This window comes from Klebsiella sp. B345 (genome assembly GCF_051131735.1).
GTDB lineage: Bacteria > Pseudomonadota > Gammaproteobacteria > Enterobacterales > Enterobacteriaceae > Klebsiella.
Window position 1 is genome coordinate 3,301,208 of record NZ_CP180443.1, and the last position, 22,375, is coordinate 3,323,582.

19 protein-coding genes are annotated in these 22,375 nt (G+C 51.5%); 13 read left to right on the top strand and 6 right to left on the bottom strand.

The window, feature by feature from the left end:
* Window positions 1–242: 242 nt before the first annotated feature.
* Window positions 243–770: a single-stranded DNA-binding protein SSB1 gene (gene ssb1 / locus ACMYSO_RS15510; protein WP_434665715.1), complete on the top strand. Its 528-nt coding sequence runs from the start codon at window positions 243–245 to the stop codon at window positions 768–770.
* 91 nt (window positions 771–861) lie between these two features.
* On the opposite strand, the gene ACMYSO_RS15515 is transcribed toward ssb1, so the two are convergent.
* Complete coding sequence (locus ACMYSO_RS15515; protein ID WP_434665718.1) at window positions 862–2,448, bottom strand: transglycosylase SLT domain-containing protein; 1,587 nt, start codon at window positions 2,446–2,448, stop codon at window positions 862–864.
* Between the two features lie 640 nt (window positions 2,449–3,088).
* Here ACMYSO_RS15515 and ACMYSO_RS15520 point away from each other — a divergent pair.
* Entirely contained in the window at window positions 3,089–5,356 is a 2,268-nt protein-coding gene (locus ACMYSO_RS15520) for a TonB-dependent siderophore receptor (RefSeq protein WP_434665720.1), read from the top strand.
* Between the two features lie 78 nt (window positions 5,357–5,434).
* On the opposite strand, the gene ACMYSO_RS15525 is transcribed toward ACMYSO_RS15520, so the two are convergent.
* The gene (locus ACMYSO_RS15525) at window positions 5,435–5,785 is read right to left on the bottom strand and encodes a helix-turn-helix transcriptional regulator (RefSeq protein WP_434586780.1); all 351 of its coding nucleotides are present in this window, start codon (window positions 5,783–5,785) and stop codon (window positions 5,435–5,437) included.
* A gap of 598 nt (window positions 5,786–6,383) precedes the next feature.
* Between ACMYSO_RS15525 and bamA the strand changes: the two genes are divergently transcribed.
* The gene (bamA, locus tag ACMYSO_RS15530; protein WP_434665723.1) at window positions 6,384–8,807 is read left to right on the top strand and encodes an outer membrane protein assembly factor BamA; all 2,424 of its coding nucleotides are present in this window, start codon (window positions 6,384–6,386) and stop codon (window positions 8,805–8,807) included.
* A gap of 288 nt (window positions 8,808–9,095) precedes the next feature.
* Window positions 9,096–9,446: an anti-adapter protein IraM gene (gene iraM / locus ACMYSO_RS15535; protein ID WP_434665725.1), complete on the top strand. Its 351-nt coding sequence runs from the start codon at window positions 9,096–9,098 to the stop codon at window positions 9,444–9,446.
* 10 nt (window positions 9,447–9,456) lie between these two features.
* On the opposite strand, the gene ACMYSO_RS15540 is transcribed toward iraM, so the two are convergent.
* Together ACMYSO_RS15540 and ACMYSO_RS15545 are read right to left on the bottom strand one after the other, a co-directional pair.
* Window positions 9,457–9,939 (bottom strand): hypothetical protein, encoded by a 483-nt coding sequence (locus tag ACMYSO_RS15540; RefSeq protein ID WP_434665728.1) that lies wholly within the window; start codon window positions 9,937–9,939, stop codon window positions 9,457–9,459.
* A 6-nt stretch (window positions 9,940–9,945) separates the two neighbouring features.
* Entirely contained in the window at window positions 9,946–10,785 is an 840-nt protein-coding gene (locus ACMYSO_RS15545; RefSeq protein WP_434665730.1) for a winged helix-turn-helix domain-containing protein, read from the bottom strand.
* Between the two features lie 455 nt (window positions 10,786–11,240).
* Here ACMYSO_RS15545 and ACMYSO_RS15550 point away from each other — a divergent pair, with 455 nt between their 5' ends.
* The 6 genes from ACMYSO_RS15550 (at window position 11,241) to ACMYSO_RS15575 (ending at window position 18,152) form a co-directional block, all read left to right on the top strand.
* Complete coding sequence (locus ACMYSO_RS15550) at window positions 11,241–11,816, top strand: LuxR C-terminal-related transcriptional regulator (protein WP_434665732.1); 576 nt, start codon at window positions 11,241–11,243, stop codon at window positions 11,814–11,816.
* Window positions 11,817–11,990: 174 nt separating this feature from the next.
* Window positions 11,991–12,575 carry a common pilus major fimbrillin subunit EcpA gene (gene ecpA / locus ACMYSO_RS15555; protein ID WP_434665735.1) on the top strand — a complete coding sequence of 195 codons (585 nt, stop codon included), beginning with the start codon at window positions 11,991–11,993 and terminating at the stop codon, window positions 12,573–12,575.
* Between the two features lie 58 nt (window positions 12,576–12,633).
* Window positions 12,634–13,302 (top strand): hypothetical protein, encoded by a 669-nt coding sequence (locus ACMYSO_RS15560; RefSeq protein WP_434665737.1) that lies wholly within the window; start codon window positions 12,634–12,636, stop codon window positions 13,300–13,302.
* 24 nt (window positions 13,303–13,326) lie between these two features.
* Entirely contained in the window at window positions 13,327–15,852 is a 2,526-nt protein-coding gene (locus ACMYSO_RS15565) for a CS1-pili formation C-terminal domain-containing protein (protein ID WP_434665738.1), read from the top strand.
* Window positions 15,842–17,485 carry a fimbrial adhesin EcpD gene (gene ecpD, locus ACMYSO_RS15570; protein WP_434665741.1) on the top strand — a complete coding sequence of 548 codons (1,644 nt, stop codon included), beginning with the start codon at window positions 15,842–15,844 and terminating at the stop codon, window positions 17,483–17,485. The genes ACMYSO_RS15565 and ecpD overlap by 11 nt, the downstream gene beginning before the upstream one ends.
* A complete protein-coding gene (locus ACMYSO_RS15575) occupies window positions 17,454–18,152 on the top strand; it encodes a fimbria/pilus periplasmic chaperone (protein WP_434665744.1) in 699 nt (232 codons plus the stop codon). Before ecpD ends, ACMYSO_RS15575 begins: the two co-directional genes overlap by 32 nt.
* Window positions 18,153–18,187: 35 nt before the next feature.
* On the opposite strand, the gene ACMYSO_RS15580 is transcribed toward ACMYSO_RS15575, so the two are convergent.
* Entirely contained in the window at window positions 18,188–18,469 is a 282-nt protein-coding gene (locus ACMYSO_RS15580; protein ID WP_123757762.1) for a YjcB family protein, read from the bottom strand.
* Between the two features lie 487 nt (window positions 18,470–18,956).
* Here ACMYSO_RS15580 and ACMYSO_RS15585 point away from each other — a divergent pair, with 487 nt between their 5' ends.
* Window positions 18,957–20,540, top strand: a complete 1,584-nt coding sequence (locus ACMYSO_RS15585; RefSeq protein ID WP_434665747.1) for an EAL domain-containing protein — start codon at window positions 18,957–18,959, stop codon at window positions 20,538–20,540.
* A gap of 4 nt (window positions 20,541–20,544) precedes the next feature.
* Here the strand turns inward: ACMYSO_RS15585 and soxS are convergent, their stop codons facing one another.
* A complete protein-coding gene (gene soxS, locus ACMYSO_RS15590; RefSeq protein ID WP_123757764.1) occupies window positions 20,545–20,874 on the bottom strand; it encodes a superoxide response transcriptional regulator SoxS in 330 nt (109 codons plus the stop codon).
* A gap of 84 nt (window positions 20,875–20,958) precedes the next feature.
* Between soxS and soxR the strand changes: the two genes are divergently transcribed.
* Window positions 20,959–21,420 (top strand): redox-sensitive transcriptional activator SoxR, encoded by a 462-nt coding sequence (gene soxR / locus ACMYSO_RS15595; RefSeq protein ID WP_123757765.1) that lies wholly within the window; start codon window positions 20,959–20,961, stop codon window positions 21,418–21,420.
* A gap of 258 nt (window positions 21,421–21,678) precedes the next feature.
* Window positions 21,679–22,344: a glutathione S-transferase family protein gene (locus ACMYSO_RS15600; RefSeq protein WP_434665749.1), complete on the top strand. Its 666-nt coding sequence runs from the start codon at window positions 21,679–21,681 to the stop codon at window positions 22,342–22,344.
* The last annotated feature ends 31 nt before the right edge of the window (window positions 22,345–22,375 follow it).

A 22,375-nucleotide genomic window follows, 5' to 3' on the forward strand; every position in this document is an offset into this window, starting at 1 on the left:
CTTTCCCGGTAGATACGCGGATTGCCTGGTTTGTTAGAAGGACAAACGGCAGAAACGGCTAATTATGACACAATTTAACCTGTTTGAATATACAGTATTGGAATGCATTTTCCGATGGGATATGCAAAAATGTCAGACCGCGAGAGATATCTGGAAGCTTCTTCGCAGCTATCAAAAGACCACCTGGAAATGGTACACTCGCGCGTTTACACTATTAAGAAACGCATTCAGGAGACACAAACATGGCCAGCAGAGGCGTAAACAAGGTGATTCTCGTCGGTAATCTGGGCCAGGACCCGGAAGTACGCTACATGCCGAGTGGTGGCGCAGTTGCCAACATTACGCTGGCTACTTCCGAATCCTGGCGTGATAAAGCGACCGGTGAGATGAAAGAGCAGACTGAATGGCACCGCGTTGTGCTGTTCGGCAAACTGGCTGAAGTCGCTGGTGAATACCTGCGTAAAGGCTCGCAGGTTTACATTGAAGGCCAGCTGCGTACCCGTAAATGGACCGATCAGTCCGGTGCAGAAAAATACACCACGGAGATCGTGGTCAACGTCGGTGGCACCATGCAGATGCTGGGCGGCCGTCAGGGCGGTGGCGCTCCGGCAGCGGGTGGCCAGCAGCAGGGCGGTTGGGGTCAGCCTCAGCAGCCGCAGGGTGGCAGCAACCAGTTCAGCGGCGGCGCGCAGTCTCGTCCGCAGCAGCAGGCTCCGGCCGCACCGTCTAACGAACCGCCGATCGATTTCGATGACGATATCCCGTTCTGAGGCCAGCCTTAGTCGCGGTTGTTAGCAAATGATAAAAAGCCCCGTTTATCGGGGCTTTTTTTATGCCTGTCGATCGCTCATCTGTCTCAACTTACTGCGTGGCAGGTGTGGCAGGTGTGGCAGGTGTGGCAGGTGTGGCAGGTGTAGCCTGGCTCTTCGCGTCTGTGCCCGTCGAGCTGGCGTCTGCGGTAGCCTGCTGCTTACGCGCCATCTCATCGATGATCAGCCGGTAGGCGATGTAGTACTTATAGATATTGCTGACGTAGGTCACCGTCTCGGAACCGATCTTTTCTGCGGCCAGGTACTCAACGTTGCCAAACCAGATATTAGGGTCAAAACCGCGTTTTTGGGTCTCTGTACGTAAACGGGCGATCCGCGCCGGGCCGGCGTTATAAGAGGCGAATGAAAAGAGCGCCTTATCGAGTTTCGTCATCGGCTCGTCACCATAGTAGCGATCGATCATCCAGCGCATGTATTTCACCCCGGCATGAATATTCGGATCCAGCTTGTTGATATCTCCGACTTTGAGCTCTTTGCCGGTCCGTGGCATCACCTGCATCACCCCGATGGCGCCGACGTGGCTGCGAACCGATTGATTAAGGCGTGATTCCTGATAGCCCTGCGCCGCCATTAACAGCCAGTCGACATCATACTCATCGCCATATTTACGGAAAATATCCACCATGGTTAAAAATTTGCGTCGCTCCTTCTGGGCGGCGGCATTTTTGACATATTTCGCGTCTTTCAGGTAGCGAAGCAGAATAGTATTGCCCAGCTTGCTGCCCTGACCGTTGGCTTTGATAAAGCTATTCAGCGAGGCGAGAAGCTGTGGGCTGTTCTTACGTACTGCCCAGCCGATGCTGGCATCGTCGCGTAGCACAATATCCTTGTGGACCTGAATTTTGGGGAAAACCTGCTGCCAGAACAACGCGATATGGCGGTCAACGACGGTCAGTGGGATCAGGCCGGCGTTCAGCATTTCAATCAGATCTTCATCCTCGAGCGATTCCGGAACGGTTTCGATAATTACCGGTGGCTGCGAAGCTTTGGCCAGGCGTGCATTGAGGGCTAGCAGACTCTGGTAATAGCTGGAGGACTGGCGCACATAGACTTTCTTACCAGAAAGCTGCTCGAGACTGCTTACCGCCGGGGTTCCCGGGGCGCTCAGCAGCAGCTCCTGGACGTTGGCGTAGACCGGCGCGGTGAAGTCCGCCAGCTGTTTACGCTCATCGGTCAAGGTGAGGTTGGCGGCGATAATATCGCCTCTGCCAGCTTCGAGCTCGCTGAAGAGCCGGTCGCGGGCTACGGGAACAAAGACGATGCGCACCTTCAGATGGCGATGCCTGAGCTTCTGCTCTTTCATCAGCTGTTGGTTAAGGCTGCGTTCGTACTCGATAAAAATATCATGCGTTGCTCCGCGCTGGGTGCCTTTATCGATAAAGAAAAAGGTCTTGCTGTAGGTAGTTAATACCCGGATCACCCGCCGGTCGAGCATGCCGGGTAGATCGCCTTTCCAGGGCTTCAGCATCTCTTCCGTATGGACTTCCAGCGTCTCTCGTTCCTCATCGGACGGCGGTTTCTTTTCTGTGGACGCCGCAGAAGCCACGGCGGTGAACTGCAGGGTCGCAAGGCAGGCAAAGCAGACGATAGCGTATCGGGAAAACGAGAGGATGTTCATGGAGTGACGCTCCGCAGATGCATCCTTTTATTTTAGCCAACTCTACGCCGTTAGCCCGTTCCTTTACCGGATAAAATGTGAGAGATCTCCAGGCTATCCCTGACCTATTTCCCGCTGCGCTGGGAAATATTTTCCACCAACAATATACGATACCTATGACCATTAAATATGGGATAAGCATATAAATAGCCATTAACCATTGTGAAGATAATATGAGTAAATAATGTTTATTTTGTGATTGTGTTATTCATTTTATTAAGTTAGTTACCTGTTAATTTATTTTTCGTTTTTTCTATCCTGTTGTTTTACCGCGTTAATCTAAAAATGGCAGGATTATTTAATATTATCAACTTGATAATGAATCTCATTTCTAATAACGTGATGGAGCACAATAATCATATTCAGGGCTGATCGGAAAACGCTATCTAAGAATAGTGCGGAACGCGTATTTCTTCATTTTTGATAAGGCGAAAATTTATATTCTGGCCGCAGGCTATTGCTATCCCGTTCATTGACCGGGAGGGGCTTCTCTACGCCAGAACCAGGCAGTCAGTGCTACGCATGGAAATGATGACCGTTATTTATCTGAATGATGGAAGTGCCGCGCCCCGGCAGCAACAAAGAAAACAGGGCATATTTCATGAAACAATACTCGAACTACTCGTTGGCCGTGCTCATTCACGCGGCTATCTGGGGAGTGGTGTTACCTGCGCAAGCCGCCGATAGCAGCACCTCAAAAGAGACGAAAACCGCCAGTACCTCCACCGCTGCGCAAGAGAACGAAGAGACCATGGTGGTCACCGCCGCCAAACAAACCTTACAGGCCCCTGGCGTATCAACGCTGACCGCCGATGAGATCCGCAAACACCCGCCAGCCCGCGATATTTCAGAACTTATTCGTACCCAGCCAGGGGTGAACCTCACCGGTAACTCAACCAGCGGCCAGCGTGGTAACAACCGACAAATCGATATTCGCGGCATGGGGCCTGAAAATACCTTAATTCTGATCGACGGTAAGCCGGTCACCAGCCGCAACTCGGTGCGCTATGGCTGGCGTGGCGATCGGGATACCCGCGGCGATACCGGCTGGGTGCCGGCGGAGATGATCGATCACATTGACGTCGTGCGCGGCCCTGCAGCGGCACGCTATGGCAACGGCGCCATGGGTGGGGTGGTGAATATCATCACCAAACCGGTGAATAACGAATGGCATGGTTCCTGGAACACCTACATGAACGCGCCTCAGCATCGTAAAGAGGGGTCGACCAAACGCACCAACTTCAGCCTTGAAGGACCGATGTCGGACAGCGTCAGTTTTAATTTATGGGGCAACTTGAGTAAGACCCAGGCCGATGCCCAGGATATTAACTCTGGTCATGAGGCCGATCGTACCGGTAGTTATGCCGGTTCTTACCCGGCCGGACGCGAAGGGGTGGTTAATAAGGATATCCACGGTAAGGTGCGCTGGGAATTTGCGCCGATGCAGGCGCTGGAATTCGAAACCGGCTACAGCCGCCAGGGCAACCTCTATGCGGGGGATACGCAAAACACCAATACCAGCACCCTGGTGAAAAGCATGTACGGTAAAGAGACCAACCGGATTTACCGGCAGACCTATGGCATCACCTGGACCGGCGGTTGGGATAACGGCGTGACCAGTAACAGCTATGCGCAGTACGAACACACCCGCAACTCGCGAATGAATGAAGGGCTGGCGGGGGGCACCGAAGGGATCTTCTCCAGTAACGAATTCTCGGATATCGATCTCGCGGATGTCCTGTTGCACAGCGAGGTCAACATACCGTTTACGCTGGGGTTCGAGCAGAACCTGACGCTGGGTACTGAATGGAACCAGCAGCGTATGAAAGATGGCACCTCGACGTCGCAGTCGCTCTCTTACGGCTCAATCGACGGCATTTCGACGTCCGGCCGTACGCCTTACAGCAGCGCTGAAATTTTCTCGCTGTTTACCGAAGACAATATCGCGCTGACCGATAGCACCATGCTGACGCCGGCCCTGCGCTTCGACCACCACAGCATCGTCGGCAATAACTGGAGCCCATCGCTGAACTTGTCGCAGGGGCTGAGTGATGACTGGACCCTGAAACTGGGTATTGCTCGCGCCTATAAAGCACCAAACCTCTATCAGCTCAACCCTAACTACATTCTGTACAGCAACGGCCAGGGGTGCTACGCCAGTAGTTCTGCCTGCTATCTGATGGGTAACAGCGACCTGAAGGCCGAGACCAGCGTCAACAAAGAGATCGGTATTGAGTACAAGCACGAAGGCTATCAGGCCGGGATCACCTGGTTCCGTAACGACTACCACAATAAAATTGAGTCCGGGTATTCGGCCGTCGGTACGGCCAGCAACGGGACAACCAATATCTACCAGTGGGAGAACGTTCCTAAAGCGCTGGTAGAAGGGCTGGAAGGGTCGCTGAACGTGCCGGTAGGCGAAACGGTCAACTGGAGCAACAACCTGACCTGGATGCTGCAAAGCAAGAACAAAACCACCGGTGACCGACTGTCGGTGATCCCGGAGTTTACCCTTAACTCGACGCTGAGCTGGCAGGTCCGCGAGGACTTCTCGCTGCAAAGCACCTTTACCTGGTACGGACGCCAGAAACCAAAACGCTTCAATTATAAAGGCGAAGCGGTGTCGGGTAGCGAGCTGAACGAGCTGAGCCCGTACAGTATCGTTGGGCTGAGCGGGACCTGGGATGTGAACAAAAACCTCAGTCTGACCAGCGGTATCGATAACCTCTTTGATATTCGCCACTATCGTGCCGGGAATGCGCAAACCACCGGAAATTCTACCACCGGAGCCTATTTATACGGTGCCGGTGCCGAGACTTATAATGAGTCCGGACGAACGTTCTATGTCAGCGTAAATACCCATTTCTAATCGTTGAGCGACAGGCCGGGAGTGTGACAGCTCCCGGCCTGTTATTTTCATCCTCGAATGCTTCATCCGCAGGTGACATCAGGATTGCATACAAATATGCCGGCGAAATTGTGTCGGGGTCACCGAATAATACTTTTTAAATGTCCGGTTAAATGCACTAAGGTCTTCATATCCGGACATGATGCAAATATCCACAATACGGAAAGCAGGTTGTCTTTGTAATAAATCTCGGCATAACAACATCCGCTGCTGCCGAATATACTCCATCGGCGACATGTTAAAGTGATGACGGAACAGGCGGAAAAGGTGCCACTCTGAGTACCCGGAAAATGCGCTTAGCGCGTTCACGGTGAGTTTTTTCTCGAGGTTGTTTTTTATCCAGCGTACAAGCTCGTTCAGTACGGACTGCTGGATCTCATTTTTACGCATGATGCATGCTCATTCGGGAGTGCGGCCCCTGCGCCACACGGTAAGCGACGGCAGGTAGCCTGGTAAATGCCTCACCTTCCCTGGTAAGGCGCCACTACTTTTCTATTAGATACAACAATTGGCTTGTTGTGATGCTCCCATTAGCCTCTGACACTCTATTCTGTGAATTTGAGGAAAATATGAAGGATTCATACCAATCATCTCTTTTATATACTGTGGGTACCGCCATGGCTTCTGCATAATTTATTCAAGATCTCTTCATTTTAATTTCGGTTTTTCAGGGTAAATTGCCCCTGTTCCTGGTTTATTCCAGAGGGCATCATTCCTAACAAGATCTTTTCCCCCTTTCATCCCAATTTGAAAGGGGGCTTTTTATTTTATAAATTACAAAAGTCATAGTGATATTTATTCTGTCTGCAAGATGTTGCTCTGACTGCTTCAGTAGAACGAAGTTCCGTTAAATTTAATTTTTTTCACCATTCACTAACATCCATTTTTTCTCCATTGTTTCACCATAATGAAGTGTAATTCTGCGCCGTGCTTACGCAAATCCCAGCAGAATTCTGCTATCGCCAAATATCTCTTAGACAAAACGTCCATGCTAAAGAAAACTAATATTATTGTCGGGTTATTACTTTCGCCATTTACGCTTTACGCATCAACCACCTACACCGTTGATGATATTCGTTTTGAGGGGTTGCAGCGCGTTACTGTCGGTGCAGCGCTCTTAAGCATGCCGATCCATACCGGGGAACCGGTGTCTAATGATGATATTAGCGAGTCGGTGCGTGCGTTATATGCCAGCGGTAACTTTGAGAATGTGCAGATCCTGCGCGATGGCAGCACGCTGGTGGTGCAGCTGAAGGAGCGACCGACGATTGCGAAACTCAGCTTTTCAGGAAACAAATCGGTAAAAGATGACGCCCTGAAAGACAACCTGTCAGCCAGCGGCATTACCGAGGGCAGCGCGCTGGATCGCAACGCGATCAGCGAAATAGAAAAAGGACTGCAGGATTTCTACTACAGCGTCGGGAAATACAGCGCTCAGGTCCATGCGGTCGTCACGCCACTGCCGCGTAATCGTGTCGATTTAAAATTTGTCTTTCAGGAAGGGATCTCCGCGACGATTGCCCAGATTAATATCATTGGCAACAACGCGTTCTCTGAGGAGACGCTGCTGGACCACCTTCAGTTGCGGGACCATATTCCATGGTGGAACGTGGTCGGCGACAAGAAATACCAGAAGCAAAAAATGGAAGCCGATCTCGAAGCCCTGCGCAGCTATTATCTCGATCGCGGCTATGCACGCTTTACCATTAATTCCAGCCAGGTCAGCATCACCCCGGATAAAAAATCACTGTACCTCACGATCAATATTTCCGAAGGCGAACGCTATAAGGTCACTCGCACCGTCGTCAGTGGTGAGATGGCCACCCATGGTCAGGAAATCGAAGCGTTAGTGCAGCCTTTGTCCGGCACATGGTATAGCGGGGCAGGTATTACCGGCGTTGAAAATAGTATCAAAAAACGCTTTGGCAAATACGGCTATGCCTGGCCGCAGGTGACGACCCGTCCGGAAATCGATGATGCCCAAAAGAGCGTGATCCTGCACATTAATGTGGATGCCGGGCGCCGCTATTCCGTACGCCAGATCCGTTTCACTGGGAATGACACCTCTCGCGATGCCGTCCTGCGTCGTGAGATGCGGCAAATGGAAGGCTCATGGTTGAACGACGAGAAAGTCCAGCAGGGGAAAGAGCGGCTGGATCGCACGGGCTACTTTGAGACGGTAGAGAAAGACATTGTACCGGTTTCCGGCAGTCCGGATCAGGTTGACGTGGTCTATAAAGTGAAGGAGCGCAATACCGGTTCGTTTAACGTTGGTCTGGGTTACGGCACCGACAGCGGTATCAGCTATCAGCTTGGAGTGACTCAGGATAACTGGCTGGGCACCGGCAACAGCGTCACGTTTAACGGGACGCGCAGCAGCTATCAGTCCTATCTTGAACTGGGTATGACCGATCCCTACTTTACCGTGGATGGCGTGAGTCTCGGCGGTAAAGTTTTCTACAACAGCTATGATGCGTCCGATGCGGATACCGGGAGTTATAACCAGCAAAGCTATGGGCTGGGCGGCAATCTTGGCTTCCCCATCAGCGAAAATAACTCGCTAAGCCTCGGCCTGGACTATGTCCATAACAAGCTGACCAATATGGAGCCGGAGCTGACGACGTGGAATTACCTGAATTCACGCGGTATTTATCCGGATGTCGTGACCAAAGACGGCAACAGCGGTGCCGAGTATAGCGCCAACGACTTCTTTGCCAGCCTGGGCTGGAGTTATAACGATCTCGACCGCGGCTTCTTCCCGCGCTCCGGGAATAAAAGCAGCCTGAGCGGAAAAGTTACCGTGCCGGGCTCCGATAACAGCTATTACAAAATCACCCTCGATAGCACACAGTATGTACCATTTGATGAGGGGAAAAACTGGGTCTGGATGGAGCATCTGAAAGCGGGATATGCCGGCGGCCTGAACGGGAAGACGGTGCCGTTTTACGACAGCTTCTACGCCGGTGGTTCGACCTCGGTGCGTGGCTTCTCTTCCAACACCATTGGCCCGAAAGCGGCTTACTATCGCTGTAATGGTACGGAAAGCAGCTATAGCAACTGCCCGTTGGACAGCTCTTCTGATGCCGTGGGCGGTAATGCCATGGTCGTACTGAACAGTGAGTTTATTGTTCCAACACCGTTTATCAACGATAAATATGCCGACAGCTTACGCACCTCGCTGTTTGTCGATGCGGGCACGGTATGGAGTACGACGTGGAAAAATACCGCCCAGACAGAGGCGGCCGGACTCGGGGATTATAGCGATCCGATGCATATCCGGATGTCTGCGGGTATTGCGGTGCAGTGGATGTCACCATTAGGCCCGTTAGTATTCTCGTGGGCTGAACCCTTCAAAAAATACAGTGGTGATGAGACCGAGCAATTTCAGTTTAACATCGGGAAAACCTGGTAAAGAGGTACCGGTGACACGGTGGGTCAGGGAAGACCCGTCGTCTACTCTCATTGGCGACACGTGCTGACAGAACCTTATTTGTAAATATATACCTGGTAGTTTGTCTTATTATGTCTATATCCCCTTCGCCTCTACGTATTTTATATTAGAACGCTTACCCCGCATTGAGTAGATTAGTTTATGGTCACTTGTTCCCCATCACAATAATGACCCGCACACTTGCGGTTAAATATCATGTTTGCTATCACTATTGTTATGCTGTTTACAATAGCAACCTAAGGATGCAATATGAAATGGACGGTTCAGAACACGATCATCTGCCCACATTCTGGCGTGGCATTCTCGAGTATCTCTGGCCTACGCTTTTTAAAATTCATCATATGGTATGAAGCGGATATTTTATTGCTACCGGGTGAATCCATGAAACTGTATTCATCGAAGGTGTTAGTTAATGATAAATATCACTATATCAATATTTATAATATCTCAACCTATAGCCATGCACAGTGGGAAACGCTGCGTGAACGGCCATCTTGCCCCTATGAATTCGGGGCGATGATGCGTGATGGCTGTTGCTATCAACAACATTGTGCGGTCAAACGATGCCCGGGAAGTTTAAAATATCAGCCACAGTGGTAACAGGGTAATATTAGCGGTTCGGGGTCTCGCAGATAAAATAGGGCGTATTGGTTGACATAAACAACCATGAGCCATTTTTTATTTTAATAATCCTGATGATAAAGCTATCTTCATTCTTTATTCCAGTAAAGAATGGTGGCAAGATCTCATCGAATTTATGATCGGCTAATGGTATTTGTGAGCGAATGTCCTCACCCCTGTTCTTAAAAATGTAGATGTCATTTTTATCCTTGGTGTAAGAGATATGTTTTCTGATACTGATGTTATCTATTACATCACCATTTTTTCCTGTGAAGGTCATCAAACCATCGCCCTTGCTGGCAAAGAAAGTGACCGAGAAGGCGAATTTCTCATTGCCATTGATAATGGACAGGGCGGATGTACAGTTAATGGTGTCATCGTTGTCAGGAGAATACAGGTAGTAGCAGGCAATACTTATTGCCATGATGATAACGCCACTGCTGATGATTTTTATTATTTTTCGTGTTTTCATGGTCTGTTATTTTAAGTAGTAGTCGGAGATGCAGAACGATTTTTTGTTAGATGCGATGGGGTATCGACAGGAGATCACCGAGGTTCTGCTCGAAGGATAGTGATTGGTCATATAAAAAACCTGGCCATCTGAGCACGTAATCTGATGCGCTTTAAGAAAATCGAGATAGAACGCATCAAACCGCAAATCTTCATTACGGTAGATCTTACAGTTATTCGCCGTACTGATCAGGGTGTATGCGGTGAAAGGTGCATCGCCCGTGGCGTATTGATCGAAGTCGATATGTAATAACACAATCAGTAACGATATTATCCCGGCAAAGATCCAACGAACTTTTTTATTCATCAGCGGTTTGTTGAGAACCGCGAGCATTGCGACAGGTTTGGTGTTGTCACTCGCGGGTGCAGGAATCGATGTGGGGGCGATCTCATCGTGACTATTATGTGCCGTTATCAGCGCCTGCGTGTCCTGCGATGTATCGCTATCAGTTTTATCACTATTCACCTCCTCCTGAACCAAAATACTGGCCTCGTCAGCAATCATAAATCCCCGCTTGGGAATGGTTTGAATCAGCGTACCATTCACCTCGAGACGATTTAACGATTTACGCAGCAAAGATATATTTTGGTGTAGGGTATTTGGTGTAACGTTCATCCCCCTTTCTCCCCAGGCATTTTGCAGTAGCTCGGCCTGGGTGACAATTCTACCCTTATTTTTAATTAATAAATAAAAGCAAAGACTTGCGGGTATTGCCAGAGTGATATGTTTATCGGTCTTTATCGCGTGGAGAGTATGTGCTGCTGGATTAAATTTCAGCACGTTATCGATAACGTAGATAGTATCCATATATATTTTCTTATTGTGAGAATAGTTACCACTGTGTCATTTATCCGGTGTTTGATGCCAGCGATACTAGCACCAAAGAGTAGATCTGACATTCGTCCATGACTAAGAATATTCTTAATCCAGCAATAGGTATGTTATGGAAATGCTATTAAATGTTAATTTTTGTGGTATTTATTTATTATAATCAATAAGTTATGATTTTACAAAAATACAACAGATGTGAATTTTATGCACTTCATAATTTTATGAGTAATAAAATTTTAGCGTTGCGTTTACTATTTGTGTATCAGAGCTAACGGCCCTACCGTACCAAAATTAATGGTGATGTTTTGTCACCGTTTATAAAAGAAAAGTAAACATACGGACATGAGTATTTGCTCTCCTGGGCGAATAGTTCTCAGATGGATTGTTCAACGGATTATTACCGTACTCAAAGGAATAGAGGCACTGTCATTATGGCTGCATTGATCGTAACCGATAACTATTTCTATTTGCAGGGGCTGTTGAATATTGCCAATGATGACTGTTTTATTGACTGGATCGACAATGTTGATAGCGAGTTTGCACGGCTCCAGTGTCAAAGGTTGAGTGCGGATGACTATGTCATTATCCATTTTTCGCAGATAGACAAAATGCTCTGTGCGTATCGGTTCTATTTATCGAACAGCCCGGCAAAAGTCATCGTGGCGCCCGATGCGAAATTTGTCAGCGATGTTTCTGACATTAATAACATCTGTTTTTTATCGGCAGATGCGAGTGTTAAAACGGTTGACAGCATCCTTAATCTTAACAAGTTTAGAGCCAGAAAAAGAAATCTCACCGAGCGTGAAGAAAAAATAATGGCACTGATGCTCACCGGAAATGTGACTCATGACGTTTCTGAAATTCTCGGTCTGAGCATTAAAACGGTGAGCTTACACAAAAGCAACACCAGCAATAAAGTTGGATTGTTAAATAATAATACGGTAACGATTTTAGCGTTAATGCGTTTTATATTGCCAGCATCAGGGCGCAATATGGCTTTTATTTGAATGTAACCCTGCTGGTGGTGCGGTTATTGTATTCCATCAACAGGCCAATATGTGTTTCGAATTAATTGAACCTCTGTGCTTGAGAACGTCAGGTTCTTAAGAGGAAATATTCCATAAAGTACGATGGAACAGTACGGGCGATAAAACGCCTTTTATTATTATCAGGTGATGAATATGAAATTGAAAATGTTAGCAGCAGCGCTGGTTACGACTTTTTGTGTGGGTGCGGTTCAGGCTGCAGATGTTACGGCTCAGGCTGTGGCAACCTGGTCGGCAACGGCGAAGAAAGATACCACCAGCAAGCTGGTTGTGACTCCTTTGGGTAGCCTGGCGTTCCAGTATGCCGAAGGGATCAAAGGCTTTAACTCGCAGAAAGGGCTGTTTGATGTCGCGATTGAAGGCGATGCCACGGCGACGGCATTTAAACTGACTTCTCGTCTGATTACCAACACTCTGACCCAGCTGGATACCTCTGGTTCTACGCTGAACGTCGGCGTTGATTACAACGGTGCTGCCGTTGAGAAATCCGGCGATACCATCATGATTGACACCGCCAACGGTGTGCTGGGTGGCAACCTCAGCGCGCTGGCTAACGGTTACAACCAGGCTGGCCGTGCGACTGCCCAGGATGGTTTTAACTTCTCTATCATCAGCGGCACCACCGATGGTACCACTGCCGTCACCGATTACAGCACGCTGCCAGAAGGGATCTGGAGCGGGGATGTTAGCGTTCAGTTCGACGCGACCTGGACCAGCTGATTTCTCTGTCACACCGGGCAGGGGGGTTCCCCCTGCTTATTTCACGGACTGAATTCCTATGAAAAACCGCATTCTGGCTCTCAGCCTCTATTTTTGCGCCATCATGCCGGCTCTGGCGCTGGATGTCGGCGATATCTCCTCCTTTATGAACAGCGGCAGCAGCGTGCTCAGCAAAGAGATTAAAAACACCACCGAGAGCGGGCGTCTCATCAATATCCATATTGAACGCCTCTCCTCGCCGCTTGAAGGGGCCAGCGTGATCCCGATGGATACTCAGGACGAAGTGTTACTCACTCCGGCCAGCCTGCTGTTGCCTGCACAGAGCAGCGATGCCATCCGCTTTTTCTACAAGGGACCGGCAGATGATAAAGAACGTTACTACCGCATCGTCTGGTTCGATCAGGCGTTAAGCGATGCGCAACGTGACAGTACCACCCGCAGCGCGGTCGCCACGGCTTCAGCGCGTATCGGAACCATCCTGGTCGTTGCGCCGCGAAAAGTGAATTTTCAGCATCAGTATGCCAATGGAACGCTGGTGAATACCGGCAATGCCACGCTGCGCATCCTGGCCTATGGCCCCTGCCTGAAGGCGGCGGATGGCAAAGAATGCAAAGAAAACTATTACCTCATGCCCGGTAAAGAGCGCCGTTTCACCCGCGTGAATGTTGCCGATAAAAAAGGACGGGTTGCCCTCTGGCAGGGCGAGCAGTTTGTTCCTGTAAAATAACAATTGTGCTGGCGGGATAAGGTTATGCCTTTACGACGGATTTCCCCTGAGCTGAAAATGCTCGTTGCCTATGGTATGGCCATTCTTTTTGTTCCGTTTAGCGTGAATGCCGCCCCTCAGCAGGTGCCGCAAATTGGTGGCGTGGTGATCCCACAGGCATTCCGTCAGGCGTTACAGGACGGGATGAGCATCCCGCTGTTTCTACACCTGGAAGGCAGCCTGGGGACCCAGAACGATCAGCGGCTTGGTAGCGCGTTTATCTGGCTGGACAACGGTGCGCTGCGCATTCGCCATATTCAGCTGGAAGAGCGCGAAGACAACGCCAGCGTCAACGAATCCACCCGGAAAATGTTGACCACCCTGGCGAATGAATCCTTCGACGGCGACCTGCATATTACGCTCACGGCTGATGCTCAGCTGCAGCTCAGTTTGCGCCAGCTGCTGCTGCAGCTGGTGGTGAAACGCGCCGCACTGGGAACCGTACTCCAGTCGCGTAGCGAAGACATCGGCCAGTCAAGCGTTAACCAAATCAGCAGCAGCCTGACCTACAACCTCGGCGTCTATAACAATCAGATGCGCAACGGCGACAACAGCACGTCCAGCTATCTGTCATTGAATAACGTGAGCTCGCTGCGTGAACACCATATCGTGCTGGATGGCTCGCTGTACGGGGCCGGCACCAGCAGCCAGGATAGCGAAATTTATAAGGCCATGTACGAGCGCGATTTCGCCGGGCATCGTTTTGCCGGCGGGATGCTGGATACGTGGAATTTACAATCTCTGGGACCCATGACCGCTATTTCCGCCGGCAAAATCTATGGCGCCTCGTGGGGAAACCAGGCCAGCTCTACGGTGTTTGATAATTCCCAGTCGGCCACGCCGATCGTCGCGTTCTTACCGGCGGCGGGTGAAGTGCATTTGTCGCGTGAAGGGCGCCTGTTGAGCGTGCAGAACTTTATGATGGGCAACCATGAAGTGGATACCCGGGGACTGCCTTACGGAATTTACGATGTTGACGTTGAAGTCATTGTGAATGGCCGGGTGGTGGGTAAACGCACGCAGCGGGTGAATAAATTATTTAGCCGCGGGCGCGGGGCGGGGGCACCATTGGCCTGGCAGCTCTGGGGCGGCAGTTTTCATATGGATCGCTGGTCAGAGAGCGGCAAAAAGAGCAAACCCGCGAAAGAGAGCTGGCTGGCGGGGGCTTCCTCTTCCGGGGCCGTCGGGACCTTCAGCTGGGCGGCAACCGGCTACGGCTACGATAACAACGCGGTCGCCGAGACGCGTCTGACGATGCCGTTGACGGAATCAATCAACGTTAACCTGCAAAATATGCTGGCCAGCGATAGCTCCTGGAGCAGCATCGGCAGCATCAGCGCCTCGTTGCCCGGCGGGTTTAGCACGATCTGGGTGAATCAGGAAAAGACCGTTATCGGCGATAAACTGCGCCGCAGCGATGCCGATAACCGGGCCATTGGCGGGACGCTTAACCTGAACCCGCTATGGTCGAAACTGGGGACGTTTAGCCTCAGCTACAACGATGACCGCCGCTACCGCAGCCATTACTACACCGCTGATTATTACCAGACCCTCTTTAGCGGTGCTTTCGGCTCGCTGGGCCTGCGTGCAGGTATTCAGCGCTTCAATAACGGCAACAGCAGTAGCAGTACCGGAAAATACGTCGCGCTCGACTTTTCACTGCCACTGGGCAACTGGTTCAGCGCCGGCATGACCCACCAGAACGGCTACACCATGGCCAACCTCGCCGCGCGAAAACAGTTTGATGAGGGAGTTGTGCGCACCCTCGGCGCCAATATTTCCCGGGCGATTTCCGGTGATACCGGTGATGACAAAACGCTGAGCGGAGGCGCTTATGCCCAGTTTGATACACGCTATGCCAACGGCACGCTGAATATTAACAGCGGGGCCGACGGCTATGTAAACACCAACCTCACCGCCAACGGTAGCGTCGGCTGGCAGGGGCGCAATATTGCTGCCAGCGGGCGTACCGACGGCAACGCGGGTGTGATTTTCAACACCGGCCTCGATGACGACGGCAAGCTGAGCGCGAAGGTTAACGGGCGGGTGTATCAGCTGAGCGGTAAGCGCAACTATCTGCCGCTTTCTCCTTACAGCCGCTACGACGTTGAGCTGCAGAACAGCAAGAACTCACTCGACAGCTACGACATCGTCAGCAACCGCAAGAGCCGTCTGACGCTCTATCCGGGGAACGTGGCGGTGATCGAGCCGGAAGTGAAACAGATGGTGACCGTTTCTGGACGTATTCGCGCTGAAGACGGCACCCTGCTGGCGAATGCGCATATCAATAACCACATTGGCCGTACGCGCACCGATAGCAGCGGCGGATTCGTGATGGATGTGGATAAAAAATATCCGACGATAGATTTCACCTACGGTAACAACCAGAGCTGTGAAGTCGGGCTGAACATCAGTCAGGCGCGCGGTGCGGTTTGGGTGGGCGATGTGGTGTGCGCTGGCCTGAAAACTTACGCCAGCGTGTCGCAGGCAGGAGAAGGACATGAAAGTTAAAGGATTCGCGTTGCTAGCCCTGGGGCTGGTGGCGCTATATGCTTCGCGAGCCGGGGCAGCAGTATCGAAAACCACCTGGGCGGATGCGGCGGCAGTGCAGTATGTGTTCGTGGAAAATAACTCGGATGATAACTTTTTCGTTACGCCGGGCGGCGTGCTGGATCCGCGTATGACCGGTGCCAGCCGCTGGACCGGGCTGAAATATACCGGTAGCGGCACCATCTATCAGCAAAGTCTGGGCTATATCGACAATGGCTATAACACCGGCCTTAACGCCAACTGGCAGTTCGATATGTGGCTGGAAAACGCGCCAGTATCGTATCCCCTGAGCGGGCTGCGCTGCATTAACTGGTATGCCGGTTGCGATATGGGAACCAGCCTGATTTTGCCGCAGGTCACCGACGCCAATGGTTTTTATGGCGCGAAAGTCACCTCTGGCGGGCAAAAATGGATGCATGGCATGATGTCGGACTCGTTCTATCAGTATCTCCAGCAGATGCCGGTGGGCGGCAGCATGTCGATGACCATTAATGCCTGTCAGACCTCTGTCGCCTACGATGCCAGCAGCGGTGCCCGCTGTAAGGACCAGGCATCCGGTGCCTGGTATGTGCGTAAAGTCACCCATACCAAAGCGGCGAGCTTAAAACTCATCAATACACATTCCTTGACTGAAGTGTTTATTAACAGCGATGGGATCCCGACGCTGGGTGAGGGGAACAGCAATTGTCAGGAGCAGACCATCGGTACCCGCAGCGGCCTGAGCTGCAAGATGGTCAATTACACGTTGCAGCATAACGGGCTGAGCAATACCTCGATCCATATCTTCCCGGCGATTAGCAACTCCTCGCTGGCCTCGGCGGTGGGGAGTTACGATATGCAGTTCAGCCTCAACGGCAACAGCTGGAAGCCGGTCAGCGGTACCGCCTACTACTACACCTTTAATGAGATGAAGGCCTCGGATTCGGTCTACATCTTCTTTTCCAGCAACTTCTTTAAGCAGATGGTGGCGCAGGGGATCAGCGATATCAACACTCAGGACCTGTTTAACTTTCGCTTCCAGAACACCACTTCACCGGAGTCTGGCTGGTATGAGTTTTCCACCTCCAATTCGCTGATTATCAAGCCGCGTGATTTCAGCATCAGCATTATTTCGGATGAGTACACCAGCTCGCCAACGCGAGAAGGCAATGTCGGGGCAGGGGAACCGGCGCTTGATTTTGGCTATATCGTGACCACCAGCGGCAAAACCGCCGCCGATGAAGTCCTGATTAAAGTGGATGGCCCGGCGCAGTCCATTGCCGGTCGTTCGTACTGCCTTTTTAGTTCGGCAGATGGCACGGCAAAGGTGCCTTTCCCGGCGCAGCTCTCGCTGACCACCCAGAGCGGCGCGGTCAAAACGTACGATGCAGGCTGCGATAGTCGCTGGAACGATATGACGGATGCGCTATGGCTCACGACGCCGTGGACGGATGCGTCCGGCGATGTCGGCGTGATGAACAAGACGACGGTTAAGTTTTCCATCCCGATGAACGATGCTATCTCATTAAGAACCATTAATGACGAGGGCTGGTTTGGTGAAGTCAGTGCTTCAGGAGAAATTCATGTTCAGGCGACGTGGCGCAATATTAATTAAGCGGCTCAGGGTCGTCGGGTGGTTACTGCTGCTGGGGCTGCCGATGGCGAGCCAGGCGATTTCCGTCGGCAATCTGACCTTTTCGCTGGGGGCTGAGGAGCAATTTGTTGCTAAACGGGTCCTGAATAACAATAAGAGCGCGCGGCTGTATCAGGTTTCGGTGGTTGGCATCGACCGTCCTGGCGGCAATGAAGTGCGTTCCCGCCCCGCAGATGGCGAGCTGCTGTTTGCTCCGCGCCAGCTGACGTTACAGGCCGGGCAGGGTGAGTATTTTAAATTTTATTATCATGGCCCGCAGGATAACCGCGAACGTTACTACCGGGTTTCATTTCGTGAAATCCCAACGCGTAATCGCGTCGCGCGCAATGCGGCGGGAGGAATGGTCGGTATCGATCCGGTGGTGGTGATGGAGACTATCCTGGTGGTGCGTCCACGGCAGGTGCAGTTTCGCTGGGCCTTCGATCGCAAGGCAGGGAGTCTCAGCAACAGCGGCAATACCTGGTTTAAGCTGTTGATTAAACCCGGTTGCGACTCAACGGAAGAAGAGGGAGAGGCCTGGTATTTGCGGCCTGGAGATGTGCTTCGCCAGGCGGCACTGCGCCAGCCTGGCAATAAATATATTATCTACAACGATAAATTTATTAAGATATCAAAGGATTGCGAGTAAGCAGCGTCAGCGCTTGCCGTAAGATGGCCTGAAAATCAAGTCATGACCATCGGCCATTGCGGCGGCGTTTGGCTCATGACGTCAATCATCACGTCTTTGATATTGCCCCAGATTTTAGCGACATCCAGCAGTGTGATACCCAGCAGGCCGGTGGCGAACCAGCAGGCCGCAGCCAGGCCAAGACAGCTGCAAATGACCGCTAAACCGGCATAGTCACTTTTACGTAGCTGAATGTTCATCGAGCTGGCCAAAAACATCAAAACCGCGCTCACTAGCGGCCAGCGCAACAGTATGACACTGGTAGTAATGGAAGCCATCAACCTCATCCTCAAAAAAATCGGGTGCCTTTGACAACCTGGCGAGACTGACGATGACGTGGCGCTCTGGCTATCTTTAGGCAATCAGGGGAGTAATGAAACGGTGTTCTTGTTTCATTAAGTTGTGTGAACTATATCACATTTGCTGTTTTATTCACCAGTCCAAAATGCGCGTTTTTTTATCTGTTTTTAAGCCGTATTATTGATGTGGTTATTAGTGGGGTCTCTGGCTGCTTATTGATAAACGTTATCTGCGGTTTTTATGATTTATTCTCGCCAATAATACGAATAAACCGAATTACTGAGTGGTCGTGCTCGCATAATGCCGAGAAAGTTTCTCGATTGCCCGTGAACTTAGTATTATTCATCATTATTGACGATGGGGTTTTTACCCCAACTGGCTGATTGCTAAAAATAGTCACTGCTGTAAACAATGGGTGTGATCTTTTACCGTGATTAAGGCATATCGCATGGATACACAACGGAAATGAATCGTCGCACGCTGCGCAAGCCTTTGCGAATATTGGGTCTCGCCCTGGTGGTCTTACTGCCCATCGTTCTGGCGCTGTGGTTTGCTCAACTGAGAGCGAAAGCGGAAACCGGCGATCGACTTCGTTCGTTCTCACAGCTGGCGCTGCAAAAAACGGAGCTGGTCGTTGATGAAGTGGAGCTGGCACGTAAAAAAGCCTTGCAGTATACGGGGACACTGTGTTCTCCCGAGCATCAGCAATATATGCTGGGCATTGTGCGCAGTCTGCTTTATGTCGATGATTTAATTTACGCTGACGGGACGCAGTTTGATTGTTCAACCTCGGTTCATCCGAAAAAACCGTGGCGAACACCGGCGGCAAATTATACAAAAGCGCCCGATGTCGCCATTTACTATTATCGGGATACGCCTTTCTACCCTGGTTTTGCCATGACCTATATGCAAAAAGGGCACTACGTCGCGGTTATTAATCCCCTGTCCTACAGCTCCCTAATATCCAGCGATAAAGATTTAGCCTATGGCTTGTTCGATACCAAAACCAACCTCTTTTTTTCTACCAGCAAAAATGCTGATGCCGAGTTGTTGCACAGCCTGGTGGGACACGACGGGACCTTATTCCGCCAGGATAACCGGGTTTATACCGTGGCGCGCTCCACCATTCGCCCCATCGCGGTGATCATGTCCACCTCGTACGCCAGCTATTACCAGGTCTTTTTTGATCAGCTTACCGTCACGCTACCGCTGGGCTTCATTTGCAGCGTCCTGATTTTACTGGTCTGGTCACGAACCCGTAAGCAATACGATTCACCGCGCAATATGCTGCAGCGGGCGCTAAATCACCGGCAGTTGCGCCTGCACTATCAGCCAATCATCGATATTCAACATAACCGCTGCGTGGGGGCCGAAGCGCTGCTGCGCTGGCCGGGATGTGAGGGGCCGGTAATGAGTCCGGCGGAGTTTATTCCACTGGCGGAAAGCGAAGGGATGATCGCCCAGATTACCGACTATGTGGTGGATGAACTGTTTGCCGAGCTGGGCGAGTTTCTCTCCCGGCATCCCCATTTGTATATCGCCATTAACCTGTCGGCCACGGATTTTTACTCATCAAGGCTCATTGCCAGAATCAGTGAAAAGGCCAGCAGCTACGCGGTGAGTATCGACCAGATTAAAATTGAAGTGACCGAGCGCGGGTTTATCGACGTGCACAAATCCATGCCGGTGATCCAGGCCTTCCGTGACGCCGGGTATGAAATTGCCATTGATGATTTTGGCACCGGTTATTCAAACCTGCACAATCTCCACCTGCTGAACGTGGATATCCTCAAGATCGATAAGTCGTTTATCGATACGCTGACGACCAACAGCACCAGCTACATGATCGTCGAGCATATTATTGAAATGGCGCGCAGCCTGCATTTAAAAACCGTTGCCGAAGGGGTGGAAACGATAGAGCAGGTGAACTGGCTACGACAGCGTGGCGTGCAGTATTGCCAGGGCTGGCACTTTGCCAAAGCGATGCCGCCGCAGGAGTTCAGGCTGTGGCTGGCGAACGCCCCCAGCCGGCTCTGCCCCTGCGTCTGAACGGTCAGGCAGAGATCTGATGGCGGTAGTCGCTAGGGGTACGATCGAACTCCCGGCGGAACACCCGTGAGAAGGTCTGCTGCGACACATACCCGAGGTCCATCGCAATATCAAAGATCGGCCGCTGCGTCGTTCTGAGCGCTTCCGCGGCCATCAGCAGCCGGCGCTGGCGGATGTAATCACCCAGCGTTTGATGCATCACGGCACGGAACATCCGCTGAAGATACCATTTCGAGTAACCCGATTTTCTGGCGACTACATCAATGTTAAGTGGTTGATCGATATGTTCATCAATCCATTCAATAAGCGTTTGGATAATATCCTGATGGGACATAAAGCGGCCTCTCTCAATTCTCGATTCGTCGTTTTGTCTGTGGGCGAGTATAATTCCTCAAGTTAACTTGAGGTAAAGCGCTTTATGGAAAAGAAATCGACCCGCATTAAAATGCTGCTGACCCCAGGCGAGGTGGCAAAACGTACCGGTGTTGCTGTCTCGGCTCTGCATTTCTACGAAAGCAAAGGGCTGATTCACAGCCAGCGTAATACCGGCAATCAGCGGCGCTATCGACGTGATGTGCTGCGCGCGGTGGCGATCATTAAAATTGCCCAGCGTATCGGGATCCCGCTGGCGACCATCGGCGATGCGTTTGGCGTATTGCCTGAGGGGCATAACCTGAGCGCCAAAGAGTGGAAGCAGCTCTCGTCGCAGTGGCGGGAAGAGCTGGACCGCCGCATCCATACCCTCACGGCGCTGCGCGATCAACTGGACGGCTGTATTGGTTGCGGTTGCCTGTCACGGCGCGACTGCCCGTTGCGTAACCCGGGAGATAAACTGGGTGAAGAGGGGACTGGGGCGCGACTGCTGGAAGATGACGTATAAAAACTAAAGCGCCACAACAGGGCGCTTTAGTTGTTTTCCGGTCTTTGTCTTTGATTCTATCCTACTGGTTCGCAGGAGGGTTTCCCCCGACGTCGACTCCCCTCAGTATTGCGCAAGATGTTGATGGAGGTTCCGGATTGCGTCGACAATTTAATTGTGGCACAGCCCCGCCATTTCACCGGTTTATTTCGCCGAAATTTTTCCGCCAATCGCCGTCAGTTCCTATAGTTAATTCGAACAACTGACGGGAGAGTCTCCATGCTGACGGTACATCACCTCAATCAATCGCGATCGCAGCGGGTGCTGTGGGCGCTTGAAGAACTCCAGCTGCCTTATCGCATGGTTAGCTACCAGCGGCAAAAGAACATGCTGGCGCCCCCGGAATTGAAAAAGATCCACCCGCTTGGCAAATCGCCGGTGGTGGAAGATAACGGCTACGTGCTGGCGGAGTCGGGCGCCATTCTGGAATATTTGCAGGAAACCTACGATAGCGAACAGCAGTTCAGGCCGCAGGAGACCGCCGACAAACTGCAATATCGTTTCTGGCTGCATTATGCCGAGGGCTCGCTGATGCCGCTGTTGCTGATGAAGCTGGTTTTTGCCAGCCTCGGCAAACCGCCGATCCCTCTCGGCATGCGAACGCTGGGTAACGTGCTGGGCAAGGGCGTACAGAAAGCCTGGCTGGACCGACAAATTGCCACGCACGCCCACTATATAGAAGACCATCTCGCCAGCCAGCCGTGGTTTGCGGGGGCAGCGCTGAGCATGGCCGATATCCAGCTCAGTTTTCCGGTGATGGCGCTGTTGGCCCGCGGTGGCATCGGCGATTTGCCGCACATCAGGCGTTGGGTGCAGCAGGTGGAACAGCGTCCGGCCTGGCAACGGGCAATTGAGCGCGGCGGTCCGTTCACCTTGCCGGAGTGAAGTAGTGATTTTTGTGATGACCGCGAGAAAT